Genomic DNA, 12313 nt, shown 5'->3' with positions numbered 1-12313 from the left:
GGTGCTCAGCTGGCGACCGCGCCCGCCGTCGCCAGCAGCAGGTCCAGCAGGACCCCCTCGACGTTCGCGGTGACGACGGTGTCGGCCAGCCCGGTGAAGGCGTCGAGCCAGGCACCCGGGTCGACGACGACGACCCGGCCGGCGCCCTTGACCGCCTGGAGCGTGCCGAGGTCGTGGCGGCCGAACCCGAGGTAGACCGCGGGCGCGATGCTGCGGGCGAGCGGCCCGATCTCGAGCTGCGGGGGCATCTCCCCCGCGGCCACCGCGGCCGCCGTCGCGACGAGTGCGATCCCCGGCGTCGAGGCGACGCGCTCGGCGACGCGGCGGGCCCCGGTGCCCAGGCCCGGCCCGAGCCCGATGACCAGCCGCGCCGCGGCGAGCCTCGGGGCGTCCGGCAGCTCGACGCGGCGTTCGACCGCGGTGCACGCACCGTCGCCGGTCGCGGTGCCACCGGCGAACTCGACGTCCGGCTCCCGCTGATCGCGCACGGCTCGCGCCGTGAAGGACCCGGGTCGCAGCGTGCCCATCGACGGGGTGGAGTGCGCGATCACCGGCGCGACCACGTCGGCCGACAGTGCCGGTTTGAGCCACCGCAGGTCAGGATCGTCGGTGTCCGCGTCACGGACCTCCAGGGCGGTGAAGTCCCCGGTCAGGCCGAGCCCGAGCCGCGCGGCGACGCGCGGGGCGTAGTCGCGGCCACGGGCGCTGAACGGCGCGATCACCGCGAACGGCGCGTGCGTGGCGATGGCCGTGCTCAGTGCGTCGGTGACCAGGTCCGTGCGGTAGTCCGCCGGCTCGGTCCCCCGCAGCACCAGCACCCGGTCGGCCCCGTGCGCGTAGAGCACGCGCGGGAGGTCGTGCGGCTGGTCGCACGGCAGCACCGCCACGATCGTGGCCCGCAGCTCGCCGGCGACCGTGCGGGCGCAGGCCAGCGCTTCGAGACTCGTCGGGTGGAGGCCACCGCCGGGCAGCGGCTCGGCGACCGCCCAGATCTCGCGCGCCGGGCCGGCCACGACGACTTCGGCCTCGGGCTCCAGCGGCGCGAAGGCCGCCTCCAGCAGTTCCGCGGTGTCGAACCCGGCCCCGACGTACTCGGCCTTGCGTTCGCGGGCGTCGTGCCGGATCTCGGCCACGAAGGTCGGCGAACCCCGGGTGCCGAAGTCGCGCGGTCCTCCCCCGAGCTCCTCGGCGCCGAGGGTCTCGACGGCCGACGCGTCGGCCGCGGTCACCCACGGCGGTTCGGTACCCCGCCCGACGGAGACCACCGCGGGCAAGGCGACGGTCCAGGTCTCCCGGCCGACGTCGGTCTCGACGTCCGCGGCGAGGACACCGTCGGCGGCCCGCAGGTTCGAGGCCTGGGTCAGCTGCGGGAACCCGGCCAGCTCCGCGACCTGCGGGCCGACCTGCGCGGTGCCGCCGTCCAGCGTCCACCGGCCGGTGAGCACCAGGTCCGGGCGCTCCCGTTCGACGAGCCGGGCGAGCGCGCGGGCCGTCGCCAGGGTGTCGGCGCCGGCGAACCGCCGGTCGAGCAGGTGCACGGCCCGGTCGGCACCCCGGCTCAGCGCGTCGAGCAGGGTCGACGCGGCCGCCGGCGGCCCCATCGTCACGGCCACCACCTCCCAGCCGGTCTCCGCCCGCAGGGTCAGCGCCTGCGCCAGCGCGTGCAGGTCCGGCGGGTTGGTGACGACCTGGTCGTCGTCCCGGCGGATCCGTTTCGTGCGTTCGTCGAAGACGCCCCGGCCCGGCACCGGGACCTGCTTGAGGCAGACAAGGATGCGGCCCGGCGTGCTCACCCCTGCGCTCCGGCGTAGGCGTCGTCCTCGACGTCGTACTCGTCGCCCGGCGCGAGCATCCGGAACTCCTTCTTGCGCGCCCCGCACACCGGGCAGACCCAGTCGTCCGGGATGTCGGCGAACGGCGTGCCGGGCTCGATCCCGCCTTCGGGGTCGCCGAGGCGGGGGTCGTACACGTCCTGGCAGACGTCACAGATCCACAGCGCGGTGTCGGGATCGGCCTGGGTTTCTTCGGTAGCCACCAACGTCTTCATCGACGTCTCCTTTCGAGGTGGAAAGGAGACGGCCCCGGAACTCGGGGTTTCCGAGGCCGTCTCCCCGCTTGGTGCGGCGGGCGGATCAGGGCTCGAGCCCCGCCATGCGCGTCATCCCGCGCACGCCCAGCCCGCCGTCGCTGTGGATGATCGTGCCGGTGACCGCGGGCGCGCGTTCCTTGGCGGCGAGGAACGCGTAGGCCCAGGAGTGGTCGTCCGGCTGGGCGACGACGCCCAGCGGGTTGATCCCCTTGATCAGGCCTTCGATGTCCGGGACGTCCTTCAGCGACTGACCTTCGTTGGCCAGCGCGGGAATCCCCCGCAGGTCCGTGATCGTGCCGCCGGGGGCCACGCCGTTGACCCGCACGTGCGGCGAGAGCTCGTACGCGAGCTCGGTCACCAGACCGCGGACGGCGAACTTCGACGCCACGTAGAGCGGACCACCGCCGCCGGGGTAGAACCCGGCGTTGGAGATGGTGAGGATGATCTGGCCGCGGTTCTCGATCAGCTGGTCCAGCGCCGCTTTCACGGTCAGCAGGTTGCTCTTCACGTTGACGGCGAAGAGCTGGTCGAACGCCTCGCTGATCTTGTCCCGCGGCAGCTGCGGGATCTCGGTGAAGTAGTCGAACACCCCGACCGCGCAGACCAGGGTGGTCAGCGACCCGAACGCTTTCGTCACGTCCGCGACGGCACGTTCGTTGTCCCACAGGGAAGTCGCGTCGCCTTGCGTCACGACCACGGCGTCCGACGGCAGTTTCTCCCGCAGGTCCTGCGCCTTCTCGGGCGAGATCTCGAGGATGCCGACCTTCGCGCCCTCTCGCACGTAGAGATCGACCACGGCCCGGCCGATCCCCGATCCCCCGCCGGTGACGAGGGCGACCTTCCCGTCCAGGAAACCCATGGGAATCAGTCCTTTCCGAGCAGAGCCGACAGCGGGCGCGCGTTGAGCTCCGTGCCGGGGCCGTACGGGGTGTCGAGCAGCTTCGAAAACGTTTCGGGCGGCTGCCAGGTGAGACTTTCCAGCTGCAGCGGGTCGAGCAGGGTCTGGAACCCGAGCCGGGGCGAGCTGACCAGGAGGCGCTCGCGCTGGCCGGTGCTGGTGTAGCTGACCTGGATCACCGTGAACTCGTTGGCGATCTGGATGATCGGGTCCTGGCCCTCGTTGTGGATGATGGTCACCGAACTGCCTCCGTCACATGATCAGGGCGAGGTTGTGCGTCATGACGGTGGTCTGGTCGAGCACGACCACCCGCTTGGCGAGCCGGTAGCCGCCGGCCACCCGGCGGAGCACGTCGTGGCGCTCGCCGGAGAGGATGTCGAACGTCGCGACGTCACCGCGGGTGCGGTACAGCAGCAGGTTCGACTTGACGGCCAGCTCGTCCTCCGCCTCGCCGGCGGCGACCCGGACGTTGGTCACGAAGTGCCGGGACCGCGACGGCGGGTCCTCCGCCCACGCGTACTCGGTTTCCAGGCGCAGGACGCGCATCTCCATCGAGTCCCAGTCATCGTCCATCAGGGTCATCCCCTCGACGATGTCCGTGTCGGCCTCGCGTTCGCGCGTCACTCGCAGCGGCACGATGTAGGACAGGTCCTCGGCCACCAGTTCCAGCCACTCGCGGTACTTGCCGGTGTCGAGCAGTTCGGCCTCGCCGAAGAGCCACTCGCCGACTTCACGGACCGTGGCGTCGGTGATTTCCGTTGCTGTGGTCATGGTTGCTACGCCTCCGCCCGCGTGAGCGCTTCGGCCGCGGCGTCGGAGACCTTGCCGTTGCCACTGCCGTTGTCACCGGGCGCGACCGGATCCGTGACCATCAGCTGCATCCAGTACTCCATGAAGTTGCGCTGGTTGGCTTCGGCGTAGTCCATCGGGAACGCCTTGCCGGGGCCGGGCCAGTCGGGGTCGGGCTCGTAGACGCCGCGGCCCATCTGGTAGTTGAGCTCCATGGTCTTGGCGTACTGGGCGCCCAGCACGCGGGTGATGCTGCGCCAGTTCTCGGCGTCGTCCTGCTCGAAGGCCCCGGAGATACCGAACGTGCGCACGTAGGCCTGGTAGCTCTCCTCCTTGTACCAGTCCGGTGCTTCCTTCTCGACCAGGAAGAAGGACATGATCTCCATCTTGTCCGGGCCGATCGGGTGCCACAGCCGGAGCGTGAGGAACGACGTCGGCGGCGAGACGTGGTCCTTCGACATCAGGAAGTTGCCGATGGACAGGTTCGGGAACACGGTGCCGTGGATGAACGCGACCGGCCGGAACACCTCGACCTGCTCCGGCGAAAGCCGGCGCTGCAGCTGCTCGACGATGTTCTCCGGCATGCCCAGGAACTCGGGCAGCGGGATCCCCGGCGGCGGGCCGATGATGCCGAGGCCGTGGCCGTGCTCGGTGTGCACGTGTTCGCCGTAGAGCGCGAACTTCGGGTCCGGCGGGGCGAGCCCGAGCTCCACCATGGACCGGTGCGTCATCATCGTGTGGTAGGCGTCGCCGATGAAGTTGTCGGCACCGAGCTTCCAGTTCGCGTCGACGATCCACCGCTGGGGGGCGCCGACGACCTGCAGGCCGGCGTCACTGCGGTCCAGCACGATGTCGAGGTAGAACTTCATGTCCCCCAGGTACTCGTCGAGGGAGGGGGCGTCCGGGTCGAGGCAGCCGAAGACCAACCCCTTGTAGGTGTCCAGTTTCGGGACCGGCTTGAGCTGCCACAGCGACTTGTCCAGCTTGTTGCCGTACGCCTCGCGTCCGGCCGGCACGCCGACGAGGCTGCCTTTGTTGTTGTAGGTCCAGCCGTGGTACGGGCAGCGGAAATGGGAGGCGTTCCCCATTTCGGCGCGGCACACCTGCATGCCGCGGTGGCGGCAGCTGTTCAGGTGGCCGCGGACTTCGCCGTCTTCGTCCCGGCAGACGATGAATTGATCTTCCGAGATGTACCGGACGACGTAGTCGCCGCGCTCCGGGATTTCGCTTTCGTGGGCGAGGAAAACCCAGGAGCGGCCGAACACGCGCTCACGCTCGGCGTCGTGCATCTCCGGGTCGTTGATGATCGCGGCCGGAACGGTCCAGTCCGCCTCTACGTCACGCAAACCCTTCTCGAGGATCTGCCGGAGTTCGTCCCTCAACATGTGACCGCCTTGGCGTCAGACATCTTTGTCTCCTCCGAAGAATCGCGAGCCCGTAATGGTCAGGGCCGCGGCAACAGCTTGACTGGCTTTCTAAGATACTAGTATCTTCAGCCCCGTTGTCAAACCCCAGTTGTCCGCCGCGGAGGCGAACCGAAGGAGAGCGCACCATGGGAACACCCGTCCTGTCGCCGGAGTGGATGAAGTCCTACGCCGAGCTCTGGAACACCACGGACGCGACGCGCGAGGGCCTGAGCAAGCTGAGCATGGTGGTCGAGTACCGGCTCGCCGAGGACGAGAGCCGCGCGGGCCAGATCGAGGTCACGGCCGGCGAAGTCGTGCGCGCCGGAGCGCCGGCCGAAGGCGTGAAGCCGGACTTCCTGCTGACCGCGAAGGTCGAGACCTGGCAGCGGCTCGGCGCGGGCGAACTGCCCGCCGCCAAGGCGATGGTCACCCGGAAGGTCAAGTTCCGCGGGTCCATGTCGGTGGCACTCGCCAACCTGCCCGGCCTCGAAGCCGCGATGAAGATGTTCGGCCAGATCGACGACACCGACTGGTCGGTGGGCTGACCGACGTCGTGGGCGGCGGCCCCGGACAGCCGGGGCCGCTGCTCCACCCGGCGCAATGACCCCCCGGATTCCCGGTTCGGCGCATCCCGGCCCGCCATTGACACGCTAGAATCTCGGCGTGATCGACAGTAAGCCAGCACCGACCTTCTCGCACCGAAGGGCCGGATAGTCCATGCCCATGATCGCGTCAGTCACCAAAACAGACCAGATCTACCAAGCGCTCCTCGCCCAGCTGCTCGAGGGGCGCCACCAGTTCGGCGAAATCCTCAGCACCTACGACCTCGCGACGGAGTTCGGCGTGAGCCGCAGGCCGGTGATGGACGCGGTGATGCGGCTGGCCTCGGCCGGGTTCATCTCGGTCATCCCGCAGGTCGGCTGCCAGGTGGCGGTCCCGGACGAACGCAAGGTGCGCGACCACTTCGCCGTGGCGGGCATCCTCGAGGGAGCGGGCGCCCGGCTCGCGGCGCTCACCGCCACCGACGCGCAGCTGGCCGAGATCGACGACATGCTGGTGCGCGGCACCGGCCCGGCCAAGCGGGACGACGCACTCGCCTTCGCCGGGGCCAACCGGGACTTCCACTCCGCCGTCCTGGCGGCCGGCGGCAACCAGCGGTTGACCGAGCTGGCCACGGACACCTGGGACCTCAACGACTTCTACCTCCAGAAGAACCGGTTGAGCACGGACCTGGCGCAGGCGCAGAGCGAGCACACCGAGATCGCCGAGGCGATCGAGAGCCGGGACGCGGAGCGGGCCGGCAAGCTCATGGAGGAGCACGTTTCACGATTCTGGAAGTTCGTGGAAGTGTAGCCGCATTCACCTGAACGGGTGTCATGCCGCCGGCCATGACACCCGTTTTTCTTTTCCTTCATCGAGCGGTGGCAGCTTCACCGCAAACACAGCTTGCTCCTGAGATTCTAGTATGCCAACATGGGAGAACGTCGCGACAGGAAGGAACGCTGTGGAGCAGCACGTAAGCATCTGGGGCGATTTGACGGGCGTCGAGTTGCGCCAGCGGACCGTGGACGCGGCCGGCATCGCCACCCGGGTGGTGGAAGCGGGCACCGGTCCGGCACTGGTCATGGTGCACGGGACGGGCGGGCACCTGGAGGCGTATTCCCGCAACATCCGCGACCTGGCGAAAGAATTCCGGATCGTCGTCTACGACATGGCGGGGCACGGGCATTCGGCCAAGCCCGACCGGCCTTACACCATCGATTACCTGAGCGACCACCTGATTGCGGTCCTGGACGCGCTGGGCATCGAAAAAGCCCACCTCTCCGGTGAGTCGCTCGGTGGCTGGGTGGCGGCGTGGGCCGCGGCGCACCACCCCGGCCGGGTCGACCGGCTGGTGCTCAACACCCCGGGCAACATCACCAACAAGCCGGAGGTGATGGCCGGGCTCAAGGAATCGAGCATGAAGGCGGTCCGCGAAGCGAGCCGGCAGAGCGTGCGCACCCGGGTCGAGTGGCTCTTCCACGACAAGAGCCTCGTCACCGACGAACTCGTCGACCTGCGGCTGCGGATCTACACCCAGCCGGGGTTCGAGACCGCGATGCGCAACATCCTCGCGGTGCAGGACTGGGAACACCGGCGGCCGTACGTCTGGTCGTCGCAGTGGTGCGGCCGCATCGTCTCGCCGACCCTGCTGCTGTGGACCGACCACGACCCGACGGCTTCGGTCGAAGAAGCCGCGCTGCTGGAAGAGCTGATCCCCGGGAGCCGCCTCGAGGTCATCGAGGGCGCGGGCCACTGGCCGCAGTGGGAGAAGCCGGACCAGTTCAACGAGACCCACATCAGGTTCTTGAAAGGAAAGTGATGACCGCACGAAACGGCGCCGCGTACCTCGACCGGCTGCGCACCCACAGCCCGGAGCTGTGGGTCGGGGCCGAGAAGATCACCGACGTGGCCGGGCACAAGGCGACGTCCGGCGCCGCGGCCGAAATCGCCCGCCTCTACGACTTGCAGTCCAAGAACGACAGCATGCTCTTCTCGCCCGAAGACGGCGGCGGCAAGGCAGGCGTGCAGTTCCTGATGCCCCGCACGGCCGAAGACCTCGAGCTCCGCCGCGTCATGCACAAGCAGTGGGCGGACTCGAGCCTCGGCATGATGGGTCGCAGCACGGACTTCGTCAGCGCGATGCTGGTGGCGTGGAACGCCAACGCCGAGTTCTTCGGCGAAGGAGCCGACCGGGTGCGCGCGTACTACAAGTACGTGCGGGACAACGACCTCTTCCTGTCCCACGCGCTGGCGGACCCGCCGGTCGACCGGTCGAAGCCGCCGTCGCAGCAGCCCGACCCCTACACCTACCTCGGCGTGAAGCGCGAAACCCCGGACGGCATCATCGTGAGCGGGGCGAAGATGCTGGCCACGGCCGCGCCCTACTCCGACGAGATCCTCGTCTGGCCCTTCTCGCTCCGCAAGTACGCGGCCGACGAAAAGCCTTACGCCATCGCGTTCGCCATCCCGGCCGACGCCCCGGGGGTCCGGCTGATCTGCCGCGAACCGTTCGGCGGCGGGAACGGCTTCGACCACCCGCTCTCCAGCCGGTTCGACGAGATGGACGCCGTGGTCGTGTTCGACGACGTGCTCGTGCCCTGGGAGCGGGTCTTCATCAACCAGGACTTCGAGCGGGTCAACAACATCTGGGCGATCAACTCCAACGCCTTCACCGGCGTCCAGACCTCGGTCCGGCTGCTGGCGAAGCTCCAGTTCGTCGCGGGCATCGCCAAGCGGGCGACCGAGATCGTCAAGACCGACCAGTTCCCCCAGGTCCGCGACGCGCTCGGGGAGATCACCACCTACATCGAGCTGACCCGGGCCGCCGTCCTCGCCGCGGAAGCCGGCGCGCAGCCCAACGACGACGGCATCCTGTTCCCCGACGTGCGGCCGCTGTACGCGGTCCGCAACTCCGCGAACCGCTGGTACCCGCGCGTCCGCGAGATCCTGCAGCAGATCCTCGCCGGCGGCCTGCTCTACCAGCCGGCCGACGTGAGCGCGTTCGACTCGCCGATCGCCGCGGACATCGCCCGGTTCTACCGCGGTCCCGACACGAACAGCCTGGACCGCATCGCGATCTACAAGATCGCCGCCGATCTCGCGGTCTCCGCCTTCGGCGGCCGCCACGAGCTCTACGAGCGGTTCTACGCGGGCGATCCCCTGTTCCTCCGCATCAACACCCAGTTCGCCCAGTACGACTGGACCGAGCCGCTGGGCCTGATCGACGGGCTGCTGGCCACCTCGATCAAGGAGTCCGGCCTGCTGCCCGGCGGTACCGGGGAGGGTGCGGCGGCATGACGGTGCACGGGCGGCGGGCGCTGGTGACCGCCGGGTCGAGCGGGCTCGGCATGGCGATCGCGACGGCGCTGCGCGCGGACGGCGCCGAGGTGTTCATCACCGGAACGGGACCGCACACCGGCGAGGTCGCCCGGAAGATCGGGGCGGCGGGCTGGGCGGTCGCGGACTTCACCCGGCCCGGCGCCGCGGCCGCGGCGGCCGGCGCCGCGCGCGAAACGCTCGGGGACATCGACATCCTGGTGTCCAACACCGGCGGCACCCGCGCGGCGAAGGCGACCGAACTCTCGGCGGACGACTGGGATTCGGCCTACCGGCTCGTCCTGGACAGTGCGCTTGCGCTGACCAATGCGGTGCTGCCGGGGATGACCGCGGGCGGGTGGGGACGGCTGATCTACGTCACCTCGGTCGGCGTCGTGAAACCGTTGCCGCTGCTGCACCTGTCCAACGTGATGCGGGCCGGGGTGGCGGCACTGGCGCGGTCGCTGGCCGCCGAGGTGGCGCCACACGGCGTCACCACGCACGTCATCGCCCCCGCGCACATCGACACGCCGCGGCGGCGGTCGCTCGCCGCGGCGCGCGCGGCCGCCGCCGGTGTCCCGACCGAAGAACTGGAACGACGGCAGCTCGCGACCGAGCTGCCCGTCGGCCGGTGGGGCCGTCCCGAGGAGATCGCCGACCTGGTGACCCACCTCTGCTCGGAGTTCGCCGGCTTCCAGACCGGGCAGACCCACGTCGTCGACGGCGGGATGACCTCGACCTAGCGGGAGAACCATGACGAATTTCGAGCAGTGGATGCACAAGCTCCACGAAATGAAGGACTACGACCCGGAGCGGTCGCTGCCGGAGCACCTGGTCACCCGCTCGGCGAGTGCCCGGTGGCTCGAGGAGGACGTGACCGGCAACCCCAGCCGGGTCGGCGTGCTCGCCGACGTCCCGGCGAAGGCGATGGAGTTCTACCTCCAGGAGATCCCCGCCGGCACGGCCACCGACCTCCAGCGCCACCTGCACGAGTCCGTGCACTGCGTGCTCGAGGGCAGTGGCTACTCCGAAATCGGGCCGGAAACCCTGCGGTGGGCGGCCGGGGACTTCGTCTACACCCCGCCGTGGGTGTGGCACCGGCACTACAACGACGGCACCGGACGCGTCCGCATGATCCTCGTCGAGAACTCGCGACAGCTCGACGCCCTCGGCATCAACCGGCGGGAAAGCGCCGGGAACATCCCCTACGACAAGATGGACAGGAGCTGACCCACCGATGGGTATTTCTCAGGTGGCCCACGCCGAACTCGCCGTGGCCGATCTCGACGAGGCGATCGGCTTCCACACCGACGTGCTGGGCATGCGGGAACTCGGGCGCGCCGACGGCGCCGTGCGGTTCTCCGTCGGCATCGACGGCGGCTGCGACCTCGTGCTGACCGCCGGCGGGACCGGCGTCCGGAAGTTCGCCCTGCGGGTCGACGACGTCGACGACCTCGACCACTACGGGAAACGGCTGGCCGAGGCCGGTGTGGTGACCGAGACCCGCACCGACGAACACCCCGGCGTGGTCCGGTCCCTGCAGTTCGCGGCGCCGTCCGGACACGTCATGGAGCTCGCGGTGCTCTCGGCCGGGCCGCAGTACATCCACGCGGCCAAGGCGCCCCACCGCGGTGGGATCCGTGCCCTGGACTTCGACCACATCACCGTGCAGGCGCAGGACCCCAAGCCGCTGGTCGACTTCCTGGTCGGGCTGCTGGACTTCCAGGTGTCCGACATCTTCGCCCCGGCTCCCGGGGTGATCGGCGCGGCCTGGTGCCGGGCGAGCACGCTGCACCACGACATCGCGATCATCTCCACCCCGGAGGCCGGGAAGTCGCTGCACCACTACGCCCTCGGGATGGAGTCGTTCGACCACCTCAAGCTGGCCGCCGACGAGCTCGGCCGGCACGGCGTGCCGATCGAGGTCGGGCCGGGCCGCCACGGCGTGGGCGGCAACGTCTACACCTACTTCTGGGCCGCGGGCAACCGCTACGAGCTGTCGGCCGAGATGCCGCGGGTCCGGCGCAACGACCCGGTGGTGTGGGACGACTTCCCGAAGGCGTTCAGCCCGTGGGGCCTGCAGCCGCCGGAGTCGTTCGGCCACGCTTCCTGACCTCCCCCGAACCGGTCCGCCCGGCGGGGCAGCGCAGCCCCCCACCTGACCCGCCGGGCGGGCCACCCATTCCCCTGTGAACCCGAGGAGACCCGTGGTGCAGAAGTTCGGTGTCGACGACCTGCGCGGCGTCATCGCCGTCACGCCCACCCCGGCTTTGCCCGGCGCGTCCGCACTCACGGCGCGCGACACCGTGGACCTCGGCGAATCCGATCGCATGATCCGCGCGCTCGTCGCCGACGGCGTGGACGGGATCATCACCAACGGCACGCTCGGCGAGATGGCGACCCTCACGCTGGCCGAATGGCAGGCGTTCGCCGCGTGCGTCGCCGACGCGGTCGCGGACACCGCCCCGGACCTCCCGCTGTTCGTCGGCGCCACCGCCCCCAACACGCGGGACACCGTCGACCGGATCCGCTTCCTGCGGGACCTCGGCGTGCGCGGCGTCATCCTCGGCCGTCCGATGTGGAGCGAGCTCGGCGCCGACACGCTGCTCGCGTTCTACCGCGGCGTCGCCGGCCTGTTCCCGGACATGGCGATCGTCCTCTACGACAACCCCGAGGCGTTCAAGGGCCCGATCCCGTCGGCCGCCTACGCCGCGCTGGCCGAGGTCCCCCAGATCATCGGCGCGAAGTACATCGCGATCACGCCGAAGTTCACCGCTGACATCGCGGCGGTCGGCGGCCGGCTTCGGTTGCTGCCGCTGGAAAGCGACTGGCTCGCGGCGCACACGCTGTACCCGGAAACCGCGCTCGGCTGCTGGAGCAGCAGCGCCCTGTGCGGTCCGGAGCCCGTGCTCGCCCTGCGCGACGCGATCCGGGCCGGGGACGTCGACACCGCGCGGCACCTCACCCGGCGCATCGAGTGGACGTACGAACCGTTCCTCGCCCGGACGAACTTCCCCGAGTTCTCCAAGTACAACATCACCCTCGAGAAGCTCCGCTTCGACGAAGCCGGCTACGTCACCGCCGGCCCCGCCCGCCCGCCGTACCACGTCGTTCCCGGCCCTTACGCCGAAGGCGCGCGCGAAAACGGGCGGCGCTGGCGCGGGCTCGTCGGCGAAGTCCGTGGCCAAGGCTCCTGAGACCCGCCCGGCACCGTGCTTGTGTGTGGCACGGCCGGGCTCGCGGGAAACTGATGGCGCCGCCCCCACCAGCCGG

At 70.0% G+C, this 12313-nt stretch carries 14 protein-coding genes; 8 read left to right on the top strand and 6 right to left on the bottom strand.

The annotated features are described in order from the left end of the window. Positions 1 to 5: 5 nt before the first annotated feature. The 6 genes from ACZ7OU_RS23500 to ACZ7OU_RS23475 all read right to left on the bottom strand — a co-directional run bounded on the left by ACZ7OU_RS23500 (position 6) and on the right by ACZ7OU_RS23475 (position 5161). Positions 6 to 1793, bottom strand: a complete 1788-nt coding sequence (locus tag ACZ7OU_RS23500; RefSeq protein WP_470237957.1) for an electron transfer flavoprotein — start codon at positions 1791 to 1793, stop codon at positions 6 to 8. Continuing rightward, a complete protein-coding gene (locus tag ACZ7OU_RS23495; protein WP_470237958.1) occupies positions 1790 to 2047 on the bottom strand; it encodes a rubredoxin in 258 nt (85 codons plus the stop codon). Before ACZ7OU_RS23495 ends, ACZ7OU_RS23500 begins: the two co-directional genes overlap by 4 nt. Positions 2048 to 2132: 85 nt before the next feature. Then, entirely contained in the window at positions 2133 to 2948 is an 816-nt protein-coding gene (gene hcaB / locus ACZ7OU_RS23490; protein ID WP_470237959.1) for a 3-(cis-5,6-dihydroxycyclohexa-1,3-dien-1-yl)propanoate dehydrogenase, read from the bottom strand. A 5-nt stretch (positions 2949 to 2953) separates the two neighbouring features. Continuing rightward, the gene (locus tag ACZ7OU_RS23485; RefSeq protein ID WP_290057904.1) at positions 2954 to 3226 is read right to left on the bottom strand and encodes a dihydrodiol dehydrogenase; all 273 of its coding nucleotides are present in this window, start codon (positions 3224 to 3226) and stop codon (positions 2954 to 2956) included. Positions 3227 to 3239: 13 nt separating this feature from the next. Continuing rightward, positions 3240 to 3758 (bottom strand): aromatic-ring-hydroxylating dioxygenase subunit beta, encoded by a 519-nt coding sequence (locus ACZ7OU_RS23480; RefSeq protein ID WP_470237960.1) that lies wholly within the window; start codon positions 3756 to 3758, stop codon positions 3240 to 3242. Positions 3759 to 3763: 5 nt separating this feature from the next. Continuing rightward, a complete protein-coding gene (locus tag ACZ7OU_RS23475; protein ID WP_470256692.1) occupies positions 3764 to 5161 on the bottom strand; it encodes a Rieske 2Fe-2S domain-containing protein in 1398 nt (465 codons plus the stop codon). Positions 5162 to 5328: 167 nt separating this feature from the next. Between ACZ7OU_RS23475 and ACZ7OU_RS23470 the strand changes: the two genes are divergently transcribed. The 8 genes from ACZ7OU_RS23470 (at position 5329) to ACZ7OU_RS23435 (ending at position 12237) form a co-directional block, all read left to right on the top strand. After that, complete coding sequence (locus ACZ7OU_RS23470; RefSeq protein WP_470256691.1) at positions 5329 to 5727, top strand: SCP2 sterol-binding domain-containing protein; 399 nt, start codon at positions 5329 to 5331, stop codon at positions 5725 to 5727. A 178-nt stretch (positions 5728 to 5905) separates the two neighbouring features. Then, entirely contained in the window at positions 5906 to 6535 is a 630-nt protein-coding gene (locus ACZ7OU_RS23465) for a GntR family transcriptional regulator (RefSeq protein ID WP_470237963.1), read from the top strand. Between the two features lie 151 nt (positions 6536 to 6686). Further along, positions 6687 to 7544 (top strand): alpha/beta fold hydrolase, encoded by an 858-nt coding sequence (locus ACZ7OU_RS23460; RefSeq protein ID WP_470256690.1) that lies wholly within the window; start codon positions 6687 to 6689, stop codon positions 7542 to 7544. Next, positions 7544 to 9022, top strand: a complete 1479-nt coding sequence (locus tag ACZ7OU_RS23455; RefSeq protein ID WP_470237965.1) for a 4-hydroxyphenylacetate 3-hydroxylase family protein — start codon at positions 7544 to 7546, stop codon at positions 9020 to 9022. Before ACZ7OU_RS23460 ends, ACZ7OU_RS23455 begins: the two co-directional genes overlap by 1 nt. Then, positions 9019 to 9783, top strand: a complete 765-nt coding sequence (locus ACZ7OU_RS23450; RefSeq protein WP_470256689.1) for an SDR family oxidoreductase — start codon at positions 9019 to 9021, stop codon at positions 9781 to 9783. Before ACZ7OU_RS23455 ends, ACZ7OU_RS23450 begins: the two co-directional genes overlap by 4 nt. Before the next feature lie 10 nt (positions 9784 to 9793). Further along, positions 9794 to 10270: a cupin domain-containing protein gene (locus ACZ7OU_RS23445; protein ID WP_470237967.1), complete on the top strand. Its 477-nt coding sequence runs from the start codon at positions 9794 to 9796 to the stop codon at positions 10268 to 10270. A 7-nt stretch (positions 10271 to 10277) separates the two neighbouring features. Then, a complete protein-coding gene (locus tag ACZ7OU_RS23440; protein ID WP_470256688.1) occupies positions 10278 to 11153 on the top strand; it encodes a VOC family protein in 876 nt (291 codons plus the stop codon). 97 nt (positions 11154 to 11250) lie between these two features. After that, the gene (locus tag ACZ7OU_RS23435) at positions 11251 to 12237 is read left to right on the top strand and encodes a dihydrodipicolinate synthase family protein (RefSeq protein WP_470256687.1); all 987 of its coding nucleotides are present in this window, start codon (positions 11251 to 11253) and stop codon (positions 12235 to 12237) included. Positions 12238 to 12313: the final 76 nt, after the last annotated feature.

The organism is Amycolatopsis sp. NPDC114505 (assembly GCF_055633615.1).
This window is presented reverse-complemented; position numbering and strand designations above follow the sequence as displayed.